Origin of the sequence: Archangium sp. Cb G35, from assembly GCF_001896145.1 — a bacterium.
GTDB classification, from domain to species: Bacteria; Myxococcota; Myxococcia; order Myxococcales; family Myxococcaceae; genus Archangium; species Archangium violaceum.
Genome location: NZ_MPOI01000005.1, coordinates 480,760 through 501,467, shown reverse-complemented (window position 1 = coordinate 501,467; position 20,708 = coordinate 480,760). Strand labels below are relative to the sequence as shown.

The 20,708-nt window shown below is 69.2% G+C and carries 19 protein-coding genes; 13 read left to right on the top strand and 6 right to left on the bottom strand.

Annotation, left to right across the window (positions count from 1 at the left end; all coding sequences use genetic code 11):
- Positions 1 to 68 precede the first annotated feature (68 nt).
- A complete protein-coding gene (gene glmU / locus BO221_RS18300) occupies positions 69 to 1,505 on the bottom strand; it encodes a bifunctional UDP-N-acetylglucosamine diphosphorylase/glucosamine-1-phosphate N-acetyltransferase GlmU (protein WP_073561729.1) in 1,437 nt (478 codons plus the stop codon).
- Between the two features lie 34 nt (positions 1,506 to 1,539).
- Positions 1,540 to 1,740, bottom strand: a complete 201-nt coding sequence (locus BO221_RS18295; protein WP_143195523.1) for a hypothetical protein — start codon at positions 1,738 to 1,740, stop codon at positions 1,540 to 1,542.
- Between the two features lie 187 nt (positions 1,741 to 1,927).
- Here BO221_RS18295 and ggt point away from each other — a divergent pair, with 187 nt between their 5' ends.
- Positions 1,928 to 3,694 carry a gamma-glutamyltransferase gene (gene ggt, locus BO221_RS18290; protein WP_073561727.1) on the top strand — a complete coding sequence of 589 codons (1,767 nt, stop codon included), beginning with the start codon at positions 1,928 to 1,930 and terminating at the stop codon, positions 3,692 to 3,694.
- Between the two features lie 20 nt (positions 3,695 to 3,714).
- The gene (locus BO221_RS18285; protein ID WP_073561726.1) at positions 3,715 to 4,497 is read left to right on the top strand and encodes a TatD family hydrolase; all 783 of its coding nucleotides are present in this window, start codon (positions 3,715 to 3,717) and stop codon (positions 4,495 to 4,497) included.
- Here BO221_RS18285 and BO221_RS18280 read toward each other — a convergent pair.
- Positions 4,494 to 4,763 carry a hypothetical protein gene (locus BO221_RS18280; RefSeq protein ID WP_073561725.1) on the bottom strand — a complete coding sequence of 90 codons (270 nt, stop codon included), beginning with the start codon at positions 4,761 to 4,763 and terminating at the stop codon, positions 4,494 to 4,496. The two genes, BO221_RS18285 and BO221_RS18280, sit on opposite strands and share 4 nt — an antisense overlap.
- 374 nt (positions 4,764 to 5,137) lie before the next feature.
- On the opposite strand from BO221_RS18280, the gene BO221_RS18275 reads away from it, so the two are divergent.
- The 5 genes from BO221_RS18275 to BO221_RS18255 all read left to right on the top strand — a co-directional run bounded on the left by BO221_RS18275 (position 5,138) and on the right by BO221_RS18255 (position 9,391).
- On the top strand, positions 5,138 to 5,374 hold the full coding sequence (locus BO221_RS18275) for a hypothetical protein (protein ID WP_043414407.1): 237 nt from the start codon (positions 5,138 to 5,140) through the stop codon (positions 5,372 to 5,374).
- Between the two features lie 13 nt (positions 5,375 to 5,387).
- Positions 5,388 to 6,332, top strand: a complete 945-nt coding sequence (locus tag BO221_RS18270) for an amidohydrolase family protein (protein WP_073561724.1) — start codon at positions 5,388 to 5,390, stop codon at positions 6,330 to 6,332.
- Positions 6,333 to 6,428: 96 nt separating this feature from the next.
- On the top strand, positions 6,429 to 6,806 hold the full coding sequence (locus BO221_RS18265; protein WP_043414414.1) for a response regulator: 378 nt from the start codon (positions 6,429 to 6,431) through the stop codon (positions 6,804 to 6,806).
- A gap of 111 nt (positions 6,807 to 6,917) precedes the next feature.
- Positions 6,918 to 7,739: an ABC transporter ATP-binding protein gene (locus BO221_RS18260; RefSeq protein ID WP_073561723.1), complete on the top strand. Its 822-nt coding sequence runs from the start codon at positions 6,918 to 6,920 to the stop codon at positions 7,737 to 7,739.
- Positions 7,736 to 9,391, top strand: coding sequence for a hypothetical protein (locus tag BO221_RS18255; RefSeq protein WP_073561722.1), 1,656 nt, complete (start codon positions 7,736 to 7,738; stop codon positions 9,389 to 9,391). Before BO221_RS18260 ends, BO221_RS18255 begins: the two co-directional genes overlap by 4 nt.
- A 25-nt stretch (positions 9,392 to 9,416) precedes the next feature.
- Here the strand turns inward: BO221_RS18255 and BO221_RS18250 are convergent, their stop codons facing one another.
- Positions 9,417 to 9,914 carry a hypothetical protein gene (locus BO221_RS18250; protein WP_073561721.1) on the bottom strand — a complete coding sequence of 166 codons (498 nt, stop codon included), beginning with the start codon at positions 9,912 to 9,914 and terminating at the stop codon, positions 9,417 to 9,419.
- Between the two features lie 543 nt (positions 9,915 to 10,457).
- Between BO221_RS18250 and BO221_RS18245 the strand changes: the two genes are divergently transcribed.
- Genes BO221_RS18245 through BO221_RS18235 form a run of 3 tightly spaced genes read left to right on the top strand, consistent with a single transcriptional unit; the run spans position 10,458 to position 12,598 of the window.
- The gene (locus tag BO221_RS18245; RefSeq protein WP_073561720.1) at positions 10,458 to 11,201 is read left to right on the top strand and encodes an AAA family ATPase; all 744 of its coding nucleotides are present in this window, start codon (positions 10,458 to 10,460) and stop codon (positions 11,199 to 11,201) included.
- A 20-nt stretch (positions 11,202 to 11,221) separates the two neighbouring features.
- On the top strand, positions 11,222 to 12,007 hold the full coding sequence (locus BO221_RS18240) for an alpha/beta fold hydrolase (RefSeq protein ID WP_073561719.1): 786 nt from the start codon (positions 11,222 to 11,224) through the stop codon (positions 12,005 to 12,007).
- Positions 12,008 to 12,025: 18 nt separating this feature from the next.
- Positions 12,026 to 12,598, top strand: coding sequence for a hypothetical protein (locus BO221_RS18235; RefSeq protein ID WP_073561718.1), 573 nt, complete (start codon positions 12,026 to 12,028; stop codon positions 12,596 to 12,598).
- Here the strand turns inward: BO221_RS18235 and BO221_RS18230 are convergent, their stop codons facing one another.
- Positions 12,599 to 13,906: a hypothetical protein gene (locus BO221_RS18230; RefSeq protein ID WP_073561717.1), complete on the bottom strand. Its 1,308-nt coding sequence runs from the start codon at positions 13,904 to 13,906 to the stop codon at positions 12,599 to 12,601.
- 115 nt (positions 13,907 to 14,021) lie between these two features.
- Positions 14,022 to 15,236, bottom strand: a complete 1,215-nt coding sequence (locus tag BO221_RS18225) for a VWA domain-containing protein (protein WP_073561716.1) — start codon at positions 15,234 to 15,236, stop codon at positions 14,022 to 14,024.
- Between the two features lie 131 nt (positions 15,237 to 15,367).
- On the opposite strand from BO221_RS18225, the gene BO221_RS18220 reads away from it, so the two are divergent.
- The 3 genes from BO221_RS18220 to BO221_RS18210 all read left to right on the top strand — a co-directional run bounded on the left by BO221_RS18220 (position 15,368) and on the right by BO221_RS18210 (position 20,683).
- Positions 15,368 to 16,267, top strand: a complete 900-nt coding sequence (locus BO221_RS18220) for a histone deacetylase (protein WP_073561715.1) — start codon at positions 15,368 to 15,370, stop codon at positions 16,265 to 16,267.
- Positions 16,268 to 16,373: 106 nt separating this feature from the next.
- Positions 16,374 to 18,452: a sulfatase gene (locus BO221_RS18215; RefSeq protein ID WP_143195522.1), complete on the top strand. Its 2,079-nt coding sequence runs from the start codon at positions 16,374 to 16,376 to the stop codon at positions 18,450 to 18,452.
- Entirely contained in the window at positions 18,449 to 20,683 is a 2,235-nt protein-coding gene (locus BO221_RS18210; RefSeq protein WP_083681142.1) for a sulfatase, read from the top strand. Before BO221_RS18215 ends, BO221_RS18210 begins: the two co-directional genes overlap by 4 nt.
- The last annotated feature ends 25 nt before the right edge of the window (positions 20,684 to 20,708 follow it).

Genomic DNA, 20,708 nt, shown 5'->3' with positions numbered 1-20,708 from the left:
TTCCGGGGGCATTTCCACCCACATCGGGCGACACCTGTCGCCCTCAAGACAAGCAAGACGCGGGCCGACTACCCCGCGGAGGCCTTGTCCGGCTTGGAAGTGCCTGCTTCCGCGGACTTGGCCATGCGCGCCTTCTTCCTCTCCACCCAGCCTTCCATGTTGAGCTGTGGCGTACGGGACACGGCGAGGCTCCCGGGAGGCACATCTTTCGTCACCGTGGTGCCCGCACCGACATACGCACCGTCCCCGACTTTCACAGGGGCCACCAGCTGGGAGTCCGAGCCGATGAAGACACCATCCCCCAGCTCGGTGACGTGCTTGTTCACCCCGTCGTAGTTGCAGGTGATGGTGCCGGCGCCCACGTTGACCTTGGCGCCGATCTTCGCGTCGCCCAGGTAGGCCAGGTGGTTGGCCTTGGAGCCGCGGCCGAGGCGGGCCTTCTTCGTCTCCACGAAGTTGCCCAGGTGCACCTCCTCGGCGAGGTCCGTGCCGGGGCGCAGCCGCGAGAACGGGCCGAGGATGCAGCGCTCGCCCACCCGGGCCTCCTCCAGGACGGTGTACGGCTTGATGGTCGTCCCGTCGGCCACCGAGGAGGCGTACAGGACGCTGCCCTGTCCGATGGTGACGTTGCGGCCCACCACCGTGGCGCCCGACAGCGTCACCATGGGGGCAATCTCCGTGTCCGAGCCGATGGCCACGCCCTCCTCGATGTACGTGGTGGCGGGGTCCGTCAGGGTGACGCCGTTGCGCATGTGCCAGGTGTTGATGCGCGCCTGGAGCTCCTTGGCGCGCGCCGCCAGCTCCACCCGGTCATTCACGCCGGCCGCCTCGCCGAACTCGGCCTCGATGGAGCCCACCGGCCCCTGGGCCGCGGCCATCTCCACCAGGTCCGTCAGGTAGAACTCGCCCTGCGCGTTCGCGCTGCGGATGTTGGCCAGCGCCTTCCACAGGAAGGAGGACTCCACCAGGTAGAGGCCCGCGTTGCACTCGCGCACCTGGCGCTGCTCGGGGGTGGCGTCCTTGTGCTCGACGATGCGCACCACCCTGCCCATCTCGCGGATGACGCGGCCGTAGCCGGTGGGATCCGCCGGAGACATGGACACCAGGGAGAGCACGCCACCACTCTTGCCGTGCGCGGTGGACAGCGCCTCGAGCGTCTCGCGGCGCACCAGAGGCACGTCCCCGGAGAGGATGAGCACGCGCCCGTTGAAGTCCTTCAGCGCGCTTTCCGCCGAGCGCACCGCGTCCGCCGTGCCCCGCTGCTCCTTCTGGAGCGCGAAGCGCAGGGGAGCGGTGGGGAAATGAGCGCGGATGGAGCGCTCCACCGCGTCTGCCTGGTGGCCCACCACCGGCACCACGGGAGAGGCGCCCAGTTCCAACGCTCGCATGAGGGGATAGGCACAAATGGGCTTGCCGAGGATGGGGTGAAGGACCTTGGCCTTCTCCGACTTCATCCGCGTGCCCTTACCAGCGCACAACACCACCGCCGCCAGAGGAGCTGTCATAAGCGGCGATTACTAGGGATGCGAAAGCGGCACGTCAACCGCGAGCAGGTGGGCGCGTGGGGCGGATGCCCTCCGGACGGGCCTGCACTGAGACGGACAGCGTGTTGCTCTGCACGGTGATACCGAACGTCGGTTTGAGGAAGAGCGTCGTCACCGTGACCTCTGGTGAGGCCGACGTCTGCTTCATTGTCGTCAGGTTGGCGTTCATGTTTCCCCCGGCGCGACGAACCGTCATGCACAGGATGCACTCGCCTGTGCCCCGGTCAAACTCCAGGCCGGGCATGCTGGTGTCAGCCGGACACTTCCCGATGTTGAAACGTTTCTTAGCGAGTCCGAGCGGCGGCCGGGATACTCCAGAACTCCCACTCGCGAAAGCGCCCGGTGGGCCCTCGACGGAGGCTTTTCACGTGGAGACGGTAAAGATGCGGACTCACCAGAACGGGTGGGCAGTGGCACTGATAGCACTGGTAATGGCGTGGCCCGCGTGGGCGGCGCGTCCGTACCGGGGTGGAGCGGTGGCCACGGCGCATCCGATGGCGAGCGAGGCCGCGCTGCGGATGCTGGAGAAGGGCGGCAACTCGGTGGACGCGGCGGTGGCGGCGGCCTTCACCCTGGGCGTGGTGGGCCCGTACCACTCGGGCATTGGCGGCGGTGGCTTCGCGCTGGTGCACGACGCGAAGACGGGCGGAACGCAGGTGCTGGACTTCCGCGAGGTGGCGCCCAAGGGGGCCACGCGCGACATGTACCTGAAGGACGGACAGGTGGTGCCTGGGCTTTCCACGGACGGTGCGACGAGCGTGGCGGTGCCCGGCGCGGTGGCCGGCTACCTGGAGCTGCTGGAGAAGCACGGCAAGCTGTCCCGCGCCGTGGTGCTGCAGCCGGCCATCGACGCCGCTCGCAAGGGCTTCTGGGTGTCCCCCAAGTACCAGGCCATGGCCCACATGCGGCGCGACTGCCTGCGGCAGGACCCCGAGGCCTCGCGCCTCTTCCTCGCGAAGAACGACAAGGGCGAGCTGGACGTGCCGCCCGTGGGCCACCTCGTGCGCCAGCCGGAACTGGCCCGCACGCTCCAGACGCTCGCGAAGAGCGGAGCCAAGGCCTTCTACGCGGGCCCCCTGGCGCAGGCCATGGTGGACACGGTGAAGGCGGGCGGCGGCACGCTCTCGCTCGAGGACCTGAAGGTCTTCAAGACGCGCGCCCATGCGCCGCTGGAGGGCAGCTACCGCGGCCATCGCATCCTCACCATGCCGCCGCCGAGCGCGGGCGGACTCGCGGTGGTGCAGGTGCTCGGCGCGATGGAGCGGCTGCGCCCCCAGGGCCTGGACTTCCGCGAGCCGGAGTCGCTCCACCTGTACACAGAGGCGGTGCGCCGCGTGTACGTGGACCGGGCGAAGTACCTGGGAGACCCCGCCTTCGTGAAGATCCCCATGGAGAGCCTCACCTCGTCCGGCTACATCGCGGACCTCGCGGGCAGCATCGACCCGAAGAAGGCCACGTCGAGCGCCTCGCTGCTGCCCCCCGTGGAGGGCGCCAGCGGCTCCACGCTCAAGAAGCCGGATGGCACCTGGTACGACCCCTCCAGCGTGCCCGAGAAGAAGAACACCACGCACATCTCCGTCATCGACAAGGACGGCAACGCGGTGGCCCTCACCACCACGGTGAACTACGCCTTCGGCTCGTGCGTCGTCGCCAAGGGCACCGGCATCCTGCTCAACGACCAGATGGACGACTTCGCCGCGCGGCCCGGCGTGCCCAACGCCTACGGGCTGGTGACGGGCGAGGCCAACGCCATCGCTCCGGGCAAGGTGCCCCTGTCCTCCATGTCCCCCACCCTCGTCTTCTCCAAGGAGGACCCGAAGAAGGTGATGCTGGCGGTGGGCAGCCCGGGCGGCTCCACCATCCCCACCACCGTCATCCAGGTCATCTCCAACATCGTGGACCAGAAGATGGACGTGGTGCGCGCGGTGGGACAGGGCCGGCTGCACCACCAGTACATGCCGGATGAGCTGTGGGTGGACCGCTACGGCCTGGAGCCCGCCACGCAGGCGGCACTGGAGGCCAAGGGCCACAAGATTCGCAAGCAGGAGGGCTGGGGCGACGCCGAGGCCGTCTACAGCGACCCCAAGACGAACCTGCGCTACGCGGGGAGCGACCCGCGCAACGAGGGCGCTGGCCTCGGCCAGGACTGACGGACAGGACGGAACACACCGTGGCCACCCCGCTCCTCCAACTCTTCGACGCGCACCTCCACCCGGAGGCCCTCAGCGACCAGGACCTCGAGTCCATGCGCTTCTTCGGGGTGGAGCGGGCGTTGGTGGTCGCCCACCACCTGCCCGAGCCCACGCCCAAGGCCCTGCGCAAGCACTTCGACGACCTGATGCTCCGGCAACTGCCCCGCCTGGAGCGGCTGGGCATCCGCGCCTGGGCCGCCCTGGGCGTGCACCCGCGCTGCATCCCCCGCCGCGGGCTGTCCGAGGTGCTCTCCAGCCTCCCCGACTACTTCCGGGGCGGACGCGTGGTGGCCCTGGGCGAGACGGGCCTGCACGCGGGCGGCATCGAGGAGGAGGAGGCCTTCCTCGAGCAGCTCGCGCTCGCGCGTCAGCTCAAGCTGAAGGTGGTGGTGCACACCCCGGTGCGCGACAAGGAGCGCCACACCCGGCGCATCCTCACCCTGCTGCGCGAGTCCGGCATCCGGCCCTCCCGCGTGCTGGTGGACCACGCCAACGGCCGGACCGTGCGCAACATCCTCGGCTGTGGGCATTGGGCGGGGCTGACGTTGCACCCCGAGGCACTGAAGGCCGAACGTGCCGTGGCACTGGTGCGCCGGCTTGGCAGCGAACGGCTGGTGCTCAACTCGGACGCCGGCGATGGCGCCGGCGACATCCTGGGGCTCGCTCGCGTGGCCAACATGCTGGCCAAGGCGAAGCTGTCGGAACGAGTGGTGAAGCGCGTGGCGCATGACAACGCCACGCGATTCTACCGGCCTCGTTAGTGAAGCGCGCTGGACTCCGACTCCGGGTGCAGCGTCAGCCGCTGCGCCTCGTCCAGCCTGGCCTGCACCGGGATGCCCCGATGCCGGTACTGCGCCAGCGAGTCCGCCACTTCGTCCAGCAACAACTGGTAGCGCTCGTCCAGCTCCACGGCGATCAACATCATCGTCTCGCCCGCGTCCTCGACGCCCGGGCGGTACACCTGGCAACGCTGGAACCGCGCCCAGCGGCCATTCTCCATCTTCACAAGCTCGCCATCGTAAGCCATGCGCAGTTCCCCCTTTCGACCGTCCGACAGGAAGTCGGGAAGTGAATGGAGGCACTGTAAGCACAAATTTTCCGCGCGTCACCCCCCCAGCTGAAAATTCGTGAAAGGCCCCTGATATTGGTCGTTTACCCGACGCTTCCCCTCGTGGCGGCTCCACCCTCCAGCCGGGCGCACTCCAAGTTGTAAATTTGCTGGACTGTTAAGTTGTTGATGCCCAACGCTCCGCGCCGTCCGGATGCGTCAACGGCCCGACACTCGCGCGCGAGCGGATCAGCCCGCCCCGCCCCCGAGGGAGCCCCGAGCGGCGCGCGGCACCCGCGCGGAGCCCGTGAGTCCGGTGGCAAGAGGGCACGCCTTCCCTTAGATTGGCGGGGATGAAGTTGACCCAGTTGTTCCGCCGCGATCGGACCGTCATCAAGCGCGCGGACGCGCAGGACCAGGCCGAGAAGCTGCTGGCCGAGTCGCTCCGTCTGCTCAGCCAGGTGTGTACCAAGGTCGCCGATCTCATCGAGACGCAGCGCCTGGAGCGCGCCGGATACTCGAACAACGCCTACCTCCAGCGGCTGGACAACCCGCCCAAGCCGGGGGACGCGGAGCGCAAGAAGGAGTAGACCTCCTCGGCGCATGCACCACCCCGATGACTCCCCGGTCTGCCTGGGCGCCGCCTCCGGCTGGCTGGCGCCTGGAAGCTCGACACTGCCCCTGCCGGCCTTGAACGACGAGGAGGGGCCCCGGCTGCCCGAGGGGCTGCCACCCGTGGTGGATGCCCACGTCCACCTCTTCCCGGACGGCGTCTTCGAGGCCATCTGGCGTTGGTTCGACCAGTACGGCTGGCCCATCCGCTACAAGCTGCACACGCCCCAGGTGGTGTCCTTCCTGCTGTCGCGCAGGGTGCACCGGGTGGTGGCGCTGCACTACGCGCACAAGCCGGGCATGGCGCGCTTCCTCAACTCCTATGTCGCCGAGGTGGCCCGGGCCGAGCCGCGCGTGCTGGGGCTGGCCACCGTGATGCCGGGAGAAGAGGGCGCGGCGGAGATCCTCGCCGAGGCCTTCGCGGCGGGCCTCAAGGGCGTGAAACTGCACTGCCACGTGCAGTGCTTCGCCCCGGACGCCCCCGCGCTTCACGAGGTGTACGAGGCCTGTGCCCGAGCCGGGCGGCCCCTGGTGATGCACGCCGGCCGCGAGCCCGCCAGCCCCCAATACAGGTGCGATGTGCACGCCCTCTGCTCGGCCGAGCGCGTGGAGCGGGTCCTGAAGGACCACCCGGGCCTCAAGCTGTGCATCCCCCACCTGGGCGCGGACGAGTTCGACGCGTACGAGCGGCTCCTGGAACGCCACGACAACCTCTGGCTGGACACCACCATGGCGGTGGCCGGTTATTTCCCCATTCCGGTCCCCCGCCGCTTGCTGGAAGTCCGCCCCGAGCGCATTCTCTACGGCACGGACTTCCCCAACCTGCCGTACGCCTGGGACCGCGAGCTCAAGCAGTTGTTGGCCCTCAAGCTCGGGGACGAGGTGGAGGCAGGCCTCCTGGGGCAGAACGCCCTCCAACTTTTCGAGGGATGTTGAAAACCGGGCACACCCCTTCCGGAACCGGAAAGCCATTCGCATCTTGCCCCGCATAGAATCTGCCATCCCTGCCGGAACACGCATCGAGGCCTTGCCATGTCCTACATCCTGGTCGTCGACGACGACGCGAGCCACCGCACGCTCATCTGCGATGCCCTAGAGGAGATGGGCTATCGCACGGAACAGGCCGGCAACGGCCGGGAGGCCCTCGACACCCTCGAGGGAGAGATACCCCAGGCCGTGCTGTTGGATCTGCGCATGCCGGTGATGAGCGGCTGGGGCCTGCTGGACGCCCTCAAGAAGATGCCGCGGGCGCGCGGGCTGCCGATCATCATCATCTCGGGCTACGGCTTCGAGTGGGAGGCGGAGCTGGTGGGAGCCGCCGGCTACATCTCCAAGCCCGTGGACCTGGACAAGGTGCGGATGACGGTGCAGCGCATCATCGGCCCGCCCGAAGTGGCCATGGTGCACTGAGCAGCACGGACCCTCCCGCGCCACCTCCCAGGTGCCAGGCTCCTCCTGTGGGCCTCGGACATCGGGGGGATTGTGGGAGGGCGGCGGAGTCGGCTCTGATCCGGCCCGCGCATGTCTCCCACCCCCACTGACCTGGCCGTCGATGCCCATGGGCTCGTGAAGCGCTTCGGCGAATTCACCGCGCTCAATGGCATGGAGCTGACCATTCCCCGCGGCTCCTTCTACGCCTTCCTCGGCCCCAACGGGGCGGGCAAGTCCACCACCATCGCCCTGCTCACCGGCGTGTACGCGCCGGACGCCGGCCGCATCTCCCTGCTGGGGGTGGACGCGGTGGCCCGGCCGCTGGAGGTGAAGCGCCACATCGGCGTGGTGCCCGAGGAGCTGAGCCTCTTCGAGCGGCTCACCGGGCGGCAGTACCTCACCTTCTGCGGGCGCATGTACGGGCTGAGCGGGGACGAGGCGGCGGCGCGGGCCGCCGAGCTGCTGGAGCTCACGGAGCTGACGTACAAGGCGGGCGCGCTGGTGGCCGAGTACTCCAAGGGCATGCGGCGGCGGCTGGCCATCGCGGCGGCGCTGATCCACGCGCCGGAGCTGGTGCTGCTGGACGAGCCCTTCGAGGGCATCGACGTGCTGGCCGCGGGCGTCATCCGCGAGCTGCTGCGCGAGCTGAGCCGGCGGGGCGTGACGCTGCTGCTCACCACGCACGTGCTGGAGATCGCGGAGCGGCTGGCCACGCACGCGGGTGTCATCCGGGGCGGGAGGATGCTGGACCAGGGCACGGTGCAACAGTTGATGCAGCGCTATGACGCGCCCTCGCTGGAGGCCGTGTTCGAGAAGCTCATCTCCGTGCCGGCCGCGCGCAACGCGAAGCTGTCCTTCTACGGGGACGCGCCGGCCGCCGAGGTGGTGCAGCTGCGCCGGGGGTCCGCGTGAACCGGGTAGCCGCGCCGGGCTTCTTCCGGCACCTGTGGCTGTTGTGGGGCCTGCGCCTGGACATCGGACTCAACCAGGGTCCGGGCCGGAGCCGGTGGATGGCGGTGGCCGCCTTCCTGCTCTCGAGTGCCCCGGCCTGGGGCCTGGGCGTGACGTTCTATGGGTTGATGCGGCTGAAACCCATCGCCGAGAACGGCGTGTGGCCCTTCTTCATCCTCAACCTGCTGTGCTTCGTCACCTCCGCGGTGTGGGTGACGTGGCCGCTGATGAGCGCGGGCGTGGATGACCACTCGGAGCTGAGCCGCTACGCGCCCTTCCCCATCTCGCCCTTCCGGCTGCTCATCGCCTCCACGGTGGCGAGCCTCTTCGAGCCGCGCGCGCTCGTCTTCTACGCGCCGTTGACGGGAGCGGCGCTGGGCTTCGCCTCGGTGCACCCGGTGCGGGTGAAGTGGTTCGCCGTGCTGCTCTACATACTGTTCGCGCTGCTCAACGCGGCCTGGAGCCGGGTGGGCCTGCACGCGGTGCTCAACGTGCTGCGCGAGAAGCACAGCGCCCAGTTGATTGGTGGCGGCTTCGTCCTGTTCCTCGTGGGCGCGTCCCTCATCCCGCCCATCGACACCTCCTGGCTGACGGCCGTGGGCGAGGGGGGCGTGGAGAAGCTGGACATGGCCCTCATCATCGACGCGACGATTGCCCTGGGACGGGTGCCCTCGGGCTTCTTCGGGGACGCGCTGCTGGAGCTCAGCTATGGGTACAGGCGCAATGCGCTGGTGGACGGCGTGGGCATGGTCTTCTTCGCCCTGCTGGGACTGGGAATCGCCTATGCGCTGCTGCTGCGCTTCCACCGCAACGTGGGCCGCGCCGGCCCGTCCGTGAAGGAGTCCGGAGACAACGACCCGTTCGCCCGGACGCGCACCACGTACACCACGCTGCTGACACGCGAGGCGTTGGATTTGTGGCGCAACCCGCGCGCGCGGCTGCTGGCGTCCGTGCCTTTCGTGCTGGCCATCCTGCTGAAGCTGACGTCGGGCCGGGCCCTCTTCGAGTACATGCTGGGAGCGAGCGCGGATGCCTGGTTGATGGGCGGCCTGTGCATCTACGGCGCGGTGGTGATGGCCTCCACGTTCTCGCAGAACACGTTCGCCTATGACGGGCACGGGCTGGCCATGCTCATCGCCGCCCCCGTGGAGCTGGGGGACGTGCTGCGGGCGAAGAACGTGGTGCAGGGCACGGCGGCCGGAGCCATGGCCCTGCTGGTGGGACTGTTCTACCGGGTGTACTTCGGCAAGGGCTCGGCGCTGGACTTCCTGTGCGCCATGACGGCCGTGGTGGCCGTCGTCCCCGTGCTGCTCGCCGCTGGCAACTTCCTATCCCTGTACTTTCCGGTGAAGTTCCACGCGAGCCTCAAGCGCCGGGACAAGCTGCCCCTCACCGCCTCCATGCTCGGCATCGTCGCGGCGAGCGTGGGCTGTGCGCCCTTCGTCTGGGCCCTGCGGTTCGCCGGGAAGAGCGGGCCCACCGGGCAGACGCTGGCGATGATCGCCCTGTGCGCCGCCTTCAATCTCATTCTGTACCGCTCGCTGCTCCCCCTGGCGCTGCGGCTGCTCGGACAGCGGAGGGAGATCGTGCTGCGCGCGGTGACGAGGGAGTGAGCGTTGGAGCAACCAGCACCACCGCTCAGGGAATGGATGAATCCGGTCTGAACTCCTTCTCCATCCGGATCAACTCCAAGCTGCCTCTCATATCCTTGTACTGGGTATGTTCCGGCGAGACGGATCGAAACTGGCGCTCGGCCAGTTCCAGCATGCGTCTCGCCGCCGGCAGGTGCTCTGGATGGAACTTCGCCCATCGCGCGAACAGAATGGCAACGTGCACCCGGCGCTCGACATCCGTGTAGCCCAGCCGCCGGATTCGACGAAGGGCACGTCCGAAATCCGGCCATGGGGCATTACAACCAAAAGCGCCCAGCAGGATCTCCTCCGCGACGCGTCGGCGTGTCTCCAAGTGCTCCCAAGGAGTCTTCACCGTGGCGAGCAGTTTGCGTTGCAGTGCAAGGAACTCCCGCTCGTATTGCTCGAACGGAGCGTCCAGCAGAGCGACATAGAGTTGGGCGATGGCATCAGCGCCTGCCATCCACCGCTGATGAAACGCCTCCTCATCGCGCTCCTGGCTCATGGACAAAGCTTCCCATTGGCCTCGGTAGGCCAGACTCCACTGTTCTGCATACAGACATCACGGCATCCGACGCACTGACTGTGGTTGAATTTGGGCCCGCGAATGCTTTGCACCGCTGTTCCCAGGCATCGAGTAAATTCCTCGTTGCACCTTCTCTTGATTTTCTCTGGTGACCACTCCGTCGTTTCATCCTTTGAACCCTCAGAGGGCTCGTCCTTTGTCGGCGCTGCGGCTTCCGGAAGAACAGGCAACGGAGTCGTACTCACGGGAATGGGAAGAATCGTCTCCTCACCCGCCATGGCGGTGCAGTACGCCGGGTTCTGTCGGCAGGCGCTCGAAGCCGAGTCCAGGCTCTGCTCCAAGCGTCCCGTGGACGGTCCCGCTCCATACGCCACCGGGTAGGGATAGGGGCCTCGCACGCATGCGCACATCAGGACCAGGAGCGGCATCATCCAGCGACTCATGTCTTCCGACGCTACATCGGGCATCCGAGCCCGACAATCCGGCTCGTGTATCCTCGGCCACGAGGCAACCGCGAGAACCATGGACCCGACCTTCATCCGTACGGTGACGCTCCTGCGCGAGCAGGTACCGGACTTCAACCGCTACCCGTTCAACCTACCCGTGGTGCGCGAGCTCGAAAATCTGGAGCTCCACCCGCGTGTCACCTTCTTCGCCGGGGAGAACGGCAGCGGGAAATCCACGTTGCTCGAGGCCATCGCCGCCACCGCGGGGTTCAACCCCGAAGGAGGCACGCGCAGCTTCAACTTCTCCACCCGCAGCTCCGAATCCGAGCTGCATCGGTTTCTCCGGCTCATCCGAGGTTATCGCCGCCCTCGCACCGGCTTCTTCCTGCGCGCGGAGAGTTACTTCAACGTGGGCACCGTGCTGGAACAGATGCCGGACATCCTCCAGGACGCCTATGGTGGCGTCTCGCCGCACGAGCAGTCCCACGGCGAGTCGTTCCTGATGCTCGTGCGCAACCGCTTCTGGGCCAACGGCCTCTATATCCTCGACGAGCCCGAGGCCGCCCTGTCACCCCAGCACCAGCTCACCCTGCTGCGCCACATCGACGACCTGGCCCGCCGCAAGTCCTCGCAACTCCTCATCGCCACGCACTCGCCCATCCTCCTGGCCTACCCAGACTCGCGCATCTACTGGTTGTCCAAGCAGGGGCTCGCCCCCATTGCCTACGAGGACACCGAGCACTACCGCCTGACTCGCGACTTCCTCCTCCATCGCGAGCGCTACCTCCGCGAGCTGATGGATACCCGTGACGAGGATTGAGCACGTGCTAGAACGCGCCCATGCCCATCGCCGAACTCAACCACCAAGGCATCTATTTCGAGGACTCCGGCGACTCCGGTCCCGCCCTCATCCTCGCGCATGGCTTCCTCATGGACAGCCGCATGTTCGACGCGCAGGTCCAGGCGCTCGCCCCCGCGTTCCGCGTCATCCGCTGGGACGCCCGCGGCTTCGGCCGCACCCGCTGGGATGGCAAGCCCTTCGACCTCTATGACTCCGCCGCGGACTGCATCGCCCTGCTCGACCACCTCGGCATCCGCCAGGCCGTCGTCGGCGGCATGTCCCAGGGCGGCTACTGCGCCCTCCGCGTCGCCCTCCGCTACCCCGACCGCGTCCGCGCCCTCGTCCTCATGAGCACCCGCGGCACCATCGACGAGCCCGAAGTCCGCGCCGGCTACCTCCAGACGCGCGACCTCTGGGGCACCCCGGGCGCCACCGAGAACATCATCCAGTTCCTCGCCGGCGGCATCATCGGCGACTCCCGCTTCCACTCCCCCTGGCTCGACCGCTGGCGCCAGACCCCCAAGGACCACTTCGTCGCCGCGATGAACAACCTCATCGACCGCGATGACATCCGGCCCCGGCTCGGTGACATCCGCTGCCCCGCCATCGTGTTCCACGGCACCGATGACACCGGCATTCCCCCCTCCGAGGGCGAGCTCCTCCACAAGAGCCTCCCCGGCAGCACGCGCCTCGTCCTCGTCCCCGGTGCCGCCCACGCCGCCAACATGACCCACCCCGACGCCGTCAATCCTCCCCTCGTGGAGTTCCTGCGCGCCCACGCGTGAGTCTCGGAGGTAACGGCCATGGACCCGCACCCCATCGCTGGAGTCGTCTGGTACGCCATCGGGCGCTTCTACGAGGCCCAGGATGGGTCCCTGCAGGACCTGGGCTACTTCGCCCACCTCGGGGGCATCGAGCCCCTCTTCAATGGCCCTCATCACGGTGAGGGCTCGGCCTTCTTCACCTTCCGCGCCGAGCCCTTCACCGCCCGGAAGTTCCAGAATGGTGACCTGTCGGTGTCGCTCGACACCACCGGCAGCTTCACGCTGTACCTCAACCGCGAGCCCTGTGGGGACTTCTCCCGCCCGGAGACGTTCTCTCGCGGCGAGCCCATCGCCACCTTCCAGCGGCTGTCCTCCGTGGTGGGCACCTCCGTGGGTCCGCTCGGCACCAACCTGTTCTCCGCGGCCCTGCGCTCCAGCACGACGTTCCACTTCCAGGGCAGGAGCTGGAACCTCGAGCGGCTCCTCCCCCACGGCATCACCCAGCTCGGCGTGGCCAGCACCACCCCCATGACTCCCCCGACGGGTTTCAAGACGATGACTCCGTTCGTCGGCTCGGCCATGGCCGTTGGCGGCAACGTGCGCTGGCCGTAGTCAGCGCACCCAGCCCACGTACTCGTTGAAGGCATCCACGCCACTCCACAGGCGAGGCGGCGTGAGAGGCCTGGCGCGGCGCTTGAGTTCCTGGATGGGCAGCTCGCTCGCGAGCTCATCCAGACGTACCAGGAACAGCCGCTCGACAGGCCGGCCCACGCAGCGGCCGTAGAACCGATCGTCCTCACCCGTGATGATACCAACGAGCGCGTGCGTTCCATCGGGGCTGATGGCCACCACCTTCAGCGCGCGAGCATCTTCCCTCACCCTCTGAAGTGCCCCCGTCCCCAAGTCCAACCTGAATAGCACCCGCGGTTGCGGCTCCGTGCCCACGCACTCCAGAAAAGGTAACTCCCACGCCGTGGAGCTGATGAGTGCGGCAGGAGCCTGGTGCAGCCAGTGGATGCGCCCTTCATGCCCGGCTGGCAGCGCAATGGGCACGGCGGGCGCCCCACCCAGCTCCTCCGTCCGGTAGAGGGCGGGTGGAGCATGGACGCCCGGTTGCAAGGGAATGAAGACGAAGGTCCCATCCGGAGACATCGAGGGATGGAGCGCATACCGCTGCCGCATCTTCATGTCGCTCACCCGCACCAGCGTCACACGGCCTTTCGGTATGGGACTGGGCTCATCTCCCTCCTGAAAACCGCACCCGTCATGGAAGGCGAGCTCCGCGCGTGCCGGGCTCCAGCCCAGCAGTGTGACGTCATCCAGGGGACGCGCCTCGAACAGGGAGGTGCCACGGCCCGAGGCCACGTCCACGGAGTGAAAGGTCACGTTCGCGCAGCTCCCCGAGAGAGCCTTCATGGGACTGCTCGCGAGGACATAAGCGATGCTCTTCCCGTCATCGGACCAGAGGAAGCGGCCCGCTCGGACGTACTGCCCCTCCGGTACCCGCTGCCGCGTCAGGTCCACCAGCTTGCGGCGTCCCGTCCCGTCCGCATTGACGACGAAAAGCATGTTCCAGCGGCCCACCCCGCCCTGGCTCGAACCAGGAGCATCGGAGAGGTGGTTCTCGACGTACGCCACCTGCTTCCCATCGGGCGAGATGGCCACGCCCCTCCAGCCAGGCGGCATGTGTCCCGCTGGCTCGATCATCACCTTCCCACTGGAGGTCAGCGGTCGGTGTCGTCCGCTATCCAGGGATTGGATCCAGAGGTCGGCTCCCCGGATGTAGAGGATTTCTCCCGCGGGAAGCTCGGGCTTCGTCCGGCCCGAGCCCATCGACGTACAGCCTTCCATGAAGGCCAGGAGGAACAACACCACCCAACGGAATGACACGGTGGGAGCCGGATTGCGGACAAGGGACATGCGGCCCCAAGGTACTCGCAACCCGTGTGCTCCAGATACCCTCACCCCGTCCCTCTCCCGAGGGGAGAGGGGTGATTGGGGCGAGGAGTCAGTGTGGCTGGGTGATTGGGGCCACTCAGTAGGTCAGGCCGTACTTCGCCGCCTTCTCCTTCACTCCCTTCATCACGTTCGCGTCGAACGAGTCCTCCTTCTCCTCCACGTTCTTCGCCCTCCACGCGTCCCGCTCCGCCGCCAGCTTCGCCGCCTTCTCCTCCAGCGCCTTCCTCTCCCCCGCCAGCTGCTTCACCTTCGCGTCCCGCCCCTCCGCGTCCAGCCCCTTCAACTCCTGCGGCAGCTCGTCGGCCTTCACGCTCGCCAACGCCTCCGGCTGCGCCGCCAGATCCACCGCTCCTCCCACCGACTCCGGCGCGCTGCTCACCGACGCGGCGGCCCCCGCTCCCTTCCCCGCTCCACGCGTCGTCTTCAGGAACTGGATGCGCTCCGCCGCCGCCTCCGGCGCCAGGGTCGCCATCTGCTCCGCCCTCGCCCGGTTCGCCACCTGCGCTTCCTTCTTCCCCGCGTACAGCGTCTTGCTCGCCAGCTCCGCGTTCACCTTCGCCAGCTCCGCGTCATACGGCGTCGCCACCGCCACCATCCCTCCCGACTGCTCCAGCGACTCGTACCGCCCATCCGTCGTCTTCGCCGCCAGCTTCCAGTGCGTCTCCGTCTCCGGATCCCCTCCGCACCTCACCGTGTTCACCACGATGTGCTTCTCCGCCGCCCTCTTCACCCAGTGCTTGAAGTTCCAGTCGTCGTTGCGCTGCGCCGGCGGCGCGTCCCCCACCAGGAAGATGAGCTTCATCGTCTCCCGGCTCTGGTCCCACGACAGCTTCGACACCGCCTCGCCCAACCCACGCCCCACGTGCTCCGGCGTGTCACCGCCTCCGTCCGCCTCCAGCTTCCGCAGATGCGTGAAGAGGCCGTCCAGATCCGCCGTCAGCTCGTACCGTTTCGTCACGTAGGCGTCCCCCACGTCCCGGTACGCCACCAGCCCCACCCTCACCTGGGGCGTGGGCTTGCCCTGCGCGATGCGCGACGCGATGGAGAAGATCTTCTGCTTCGCGCCCTCGATCAGCCCCGACATCGAGCCCGTCGTGTCCAGCACGAACACCACGTCGATCCTCGGACGCATCTGCTGCTGCTGGGATGGCGGGGGCTGGACCTGTGCCCCCTGCTGCACCTGGGCCTGGGCGGGCTTCTGGGGCGCCTCGGCGAGGGCCAGGGGAGACGCGAACGCAACGAGGGCCAGCGCGGCCCCGAACACGGGGCGCGAAACGGACTTCAGGGTCATGGCAGGGCTCCGGGAGAGGTAATCCGGGTCGAAATTCCAGCGCGCGCTCGCTGGTGTAACGGACGAGCCTCCCCTTCGGTCTAACGCCTCCCGTTGCACCCGCTCCGCCCAGGCGCTACGCCTGTCCACCCGTGCGCGTCTTCCACTGCGACCAATACGCCGTCCCCCTCCCTCCCGGGCACCGCTTCCCCATGGAGAAGTACCGGCTGCTGCGCGAGCTCCTCCTGGAGCGCGGCGTGCTCTCCCCCGGCCAGCTCCAGCCCTCCGCCCCCATCTCGCGCACGGACCTGGAGCGCGTCCACACCCCGCGCTATCTCGACGCCCTCTGGACCGGCACCCTCTCCGAGGCCGAGCTCCGCCGCCTGGGCTTCCCCTGGTCCGAGAACCTGCTCGTGCGCTCGTGCGCCTCCGTGGGTGGCACCGTGGGCGCCGCCCGCGCCGCCCTCGAGGACGGCATCTCCGGCAACCTCGCCGGTGGCACCCACCACGCCTTCCCCGACCATGGCGAGGGCTACTGCGTCTTCAACGACATCGCCGTGGCCATCCGCGTCCTCCAGGCCGAGCGGCGCATCCAGCGCGCCGTCGTCGTGGACCTCGACGTCCACCAGGGCAACGGCACCGCCGCCGTCTTCCAGGGCGATGACTCCGTCTTCACCTTCTCCATCCACGGCGAGCACAACTTCCCCTTCCGCAAGCAGCGCTCCAGCCGCGACGTGGGGCTGCCCGATGGCGTGGACGATCGCTCCTACCTCGATGTGCTCGTCACCCACCTGCCCGAGGTGCTCGAGGCCGCCGGTGCTGACATCCTCTTCTACCAAGCCGGGGTGGACCCGCTCGCCGAGGACTCGCTCGGCCGGCTGTCCCTCACCCACTCCGGCATGCGCGAGCGCGACCGGTTCGTGCTGCAGGCCGCGTGGCACCGCGGTCTCCCCATCGTGCTCACCCTCGGGGGCGGCTACGCGAAGCCCATCACCGCCACCCTGGAGGCCCACGTGGGCACCTACGAGACCGCCCACTCCGTCTGCCGGTGAGGGATGACCCTCCGGGCGCCCCCCCGCCGGGACCGGGGACGGGCAGGGGAGCTTCCCGGCCGCAATTCCTTGCATGCCCATCGGAGGATCGGGTTTCTTGCCCGGCATGAGTTCTCACCCGCCCGCTTCCCGGGTCTCGAGGGCACGGCCCTGGCTCGAGGCGGCTGGCCTGGGCGCCGGCCTCCTCCTGGCCCTGCACCTGCTCTCGCTCGGCGCCTTCCTGCTCCCCGCGTGGCGGCAACTCACCGGCCAGGTGCGGGACGAGATGTCCGCCCTTACCGCCCACATCCTCGGGTTCCAGGCCGCGCTCATCCTGGGCGTGGTGCTCGTGGGTGCCCTGTGCGGCGTGGCGGCCCGCGTCCTCCTGCTCGGGCTCGGCCTCCGTCCCTCCCGCCTCCGGGTGGCCGGCCTGGGTGCGCTGCTCGCCGCCGCCCAGGTGGCTCGGACCATCGCCCACCGCCCCGCCCTCTTCGAGGACATGCTCTGGCGCGCTGGCGGCCTCCGTGCGCGCTTCCAGGTGGCGCTGGTGGAGGGCCTCGGCGAGCGGAACCTGGACCTGCTCCTGCTCGGCCTTGGTGCCGCCTGGGCCGTGGCCGCGCTCGTGCGGCACCACCGGCTCCTGCTCGGACGCAAGGCCCTCTTCAGCGGCGGGGCGGTGCTCCTCGTGGCCCTCGCCTCCGCGCTGCCGATGAAGCACACCTCCCAGGCCAAGGGGAGGTCCATCATCATCCTCGCCGCCGATTCGCTCCGGCCCGACCGCTTCACCTCCGAGGGCAACCCGCGCGACACCACGCCCCACCTGGACGCCCTGCGGAGCAAGAGCCTGTGGGTGGCCAACCACTTCGTGCCCATCGCCAGCACCACCGCGTCGTGGACCTCGCTGCTCACGGGCGTCTACCCGCACCGCCACGGCATCCGGGATCTCTTCCCCCGCGCCGAGGTGTCCAACGTGCTCCTGCCCACGCTCCCCCGCGTGCTCGCCGCCCAGGGCTACAACACCGCCGTGGTGAGCGACTACGCCGGCGAGATGTTCAACCGCGTCCGCTACGGCTTCGACGTCGTCGACGCCCCTCCCGAAACGAGCGTCGAGGTCTTCGCGGACCGTGAGTCCTTCCAGCGCCTGCCCCTCGCGCTCGCCTTCTTCAGTGGCCCGCTCGGCCAGCGCCTGTTCCCCGTGGCCCGCTACCTCCCGGTGAACGCGGACCCTTCCGTCCTCACCGAGCGCGTCCTCGCCCAGCTCGAGCGGCTCGAGTCCAGCGACAAGCCCTTCCTCCTGGTGGCCTTCTACTCCGTCACCCACGCGCCCTTCGCCCCGCCCATGCCGGACGCGAACGCCTACACCCGGCCGGACTACACCGGCTCCAGCCGCTACTCCTACGAGCTCCAGCAGCTCAACGACCTCGCCCGCGTCTCCGACCGTCCGGCCGACACGGACATCGAGCAGATCCGCGCCCTCTACGACGGCAGCCTCCGGGCCTTCGATCGCGAGGTGGGCCGGCTCGTCGAGCGGCTCGAGGCCGATGGCGTCCAGGACCGGCTCCTCGTCGTGACGGGAGACCACGGGGAGAACCTCTTCGAGCCCGGCACCACCACCGAGCACGGCAAGTGGTTCGAGGGCGGTGACGCCGCCAACCGCACCGCCCTGTTGCTCCAGGGCCCCGGCATCACGCCCGGCACCCGCGAGGGGCTCGCCAGCGGGGTGGACCTGATGCCCACGCTCCTCGACGCGCTCCAGCTGAAGGTGCCCGAGGGCCTCGACGGCCGCTCCCTGCTCCAGCCGCTCCCCGAGGACCGCACCGTCTTCGCCGAGACCACGCTCTGGCTCGGCGGCCCCCGGTCGCAACCGCCCGGCGCCCTCACCTACCCGGCCCTGCTGGAGCTGCTGGAGGTCGAGCCCGGTACGAATGCGCTCGTGCTCAAGCGCTCGTGGATGGACCGGACGGTGACCGCCAAGCTCCGCGCCGCGCGGCGGGGTCCCTGGGAGCTCGTCTACATGCCGACGAACGAGTCGCCCCGCTGGCGGCTGTTCGACTTGAAGGCGGATCCCCACGCGCAGCGGGACCTGTCCAGCGAGCACCCGGACGTCACCGCCTCGCTGCGAGCCGAGCTGTTGCGCTGGATGGAGCAGGATCCGTTGCGCTGGCTGGACGCGCGTGAGCACCTCGTCTACCGGGAGGAACAATGATGCGCGCGCGGATGCTCGTACTGCTGGTGCTGCTGGCCGGCGCGCTGGGGCTGGCCTTCACCCTGAGGCCCTACGCCGCGCCCCCCACGTCCCCGCGGCTCATCGATGCCCTGGCGAACGCCCTCGAGGTCCCGGCGCCCCCCGTCGAGCCGGCGCTGCTCGAGCTGGAGAGCTTCCCGGATACCACGGGCCACGCCGCGCTCGCCGTGCCCATCCCGGTGGAGCCCGTGCGCGGCTTCGTGCTCCGCGTGCTGATGGCCCCCACCGACGGCCCCCGCCCCGCCATCACCCTGCGCAGCCTCGACGCCGCCGAGGCCGCGGCCTTCGGAGGCCAGCCCCGGCCCATCGACGGGCCCCTCCCCGGTAAGGAGCTGGGCCCCTGCCTGCGGTCCTCGCGCGCCCCCAACGGACAGTGGATGTGCCAGCGCTTCGCCCACCTGCCCTCGAACGCGGGCGCGGGCCTGCTCGTCATCTCCGGCGCGGCCAACGCCGTGCGGCGCATCGAGGTGCTGAACGCGGACATGCCGGACTGGCGCACCCCGGGCAACCCCATCCTCTCGCGCCTCATCCGCCGCGCCGCCAACGCCAGCCCCACGGGCTCCAGCTGGCGCACGGGGCTCGTGGCACGTCCCGGCGGCCGCTACACCTTCGAGGTCACCCTGCCCGAGCGCGCCGAGCTCTGGGTGGGCCTGGGCCACGAGCAGGGCTCGCGCGGAGCCCCGGTGCGCTTCATCGCCCGCCAGGATGACCGCGTGCTGCTCGACGAGGTGGTGCCGGCGGACCTGAAGTGGCACGACCAGCGGCTGCGCCTGGAGGGCGAGGCCGGCCAGCGCTCGCGCATCACCCTGGAGGCCCAGGCCGCCGGCGGCACGGGCGAGGCGCGCGGTCTCTGGTCCACCCCCCGCGTCATGAGCGCCTCGTCCGCGCCCAACATCCTGCTCATCACCGTGGACGCCCTGCGCGCCGACCGCCTGGGCACCTATGGCCATGGGCGCAACACCTCGCCGATGATCGATCACATCGCGCGCTCGGGCGTCCAGTTCGACCGCGCGACCGCCCAGTCCTGCCTGACCTGGCCCTCCATCACCTCCCTGATGACCGGCCGCTATCCCCTCCACACCGGCGTCCAGGAGCGCGGGCAGCGGCCCCCGCCCGACCTCGCCACCCTTCCCCAGCTCCTCGCCGCGCACGGTTACGACACCTTCGCCGGCACGGACCAGGCGCTCTTCCCGCCCATCGACCTGTCCGACTTCGACGACGCCGACCGCATCAACGTCTTCATCAAGCCCTCGCCGCAGAAGCAGCTCGAGCGGCTCGCCGCGCAGTTCGCCGGCCACCCCACCTTCGCCTGGTTCCACCTGGAGAACGTCCACTACCCGCTCACCCCCCGGCAGCCACTCCGGTTCGACCCCGGCTACGAGGGACGTTTCCAGAACGCCTTCACCCAGGAGGACCACAACCAGTTCATGTCCCCCGGGGACGTCACGCCCCGCGAGCAGGAGCACATCAACGCGCTCTACGACTCGGCCATCGTGGACGCGGACCAGGAGATCCAGGCGATGCTCGCCACGCTGGACCAGCACGGCGTGCTGGAGCGCACCATCGTCGTCATCACCGCCGACCATGGCGAGCGGCTCGGCGAGCACGGTGCCGTGCTCGAGCACGTCGCGCCCCACCATTCCGTCCTCCAGGTCCCGCTCATCATCGCCTGGGAGGGCAACCTCGCCGCCGGGCAGCGCATCCCGTCCCGGGTCCAGCTCATCGACGTGTTCCCCACCCTGCTCTCGCTCGCCGGAGTGCCGCACCCGCCCGGGCTGGACGGGAGGGACCTGTCCCCCGCGCTCCGGGGCGAGCCGCTCCCCGAGGCCCCCGCCTACGCCGACTGCAAGGGCTACTTCTTCGCGCAGTACCGGGGCGACGAGCTCGTCATCATCAACCCCGAGGGCAAGGAGTCCGTGCTCTCCTACGGCCTGCGCACCACCGTGAAGCCGCGCGAGCTGTATGACCTGGCGAAGGATCCTTCCGGACAGCGCGACATCGCCGGAGAGGAGTCCGCCCGGGCCGAAGCGGCCTCCACCGCCCTCCGCGCGGAGCTCGAGCGGTGGAAGCGCCGGAGCACCACCGCGGAGCAGGGCCACATCGGCCAGGCCGCCATCGAGGCCCTCCAGCAGGCCGGCTACCTCCAGGGGACGCCGGACCCCGAGGTGGAGACGGCCCGGCCCCGCGAATGACCTTGGGGGAGGTCCACGAGGTCCG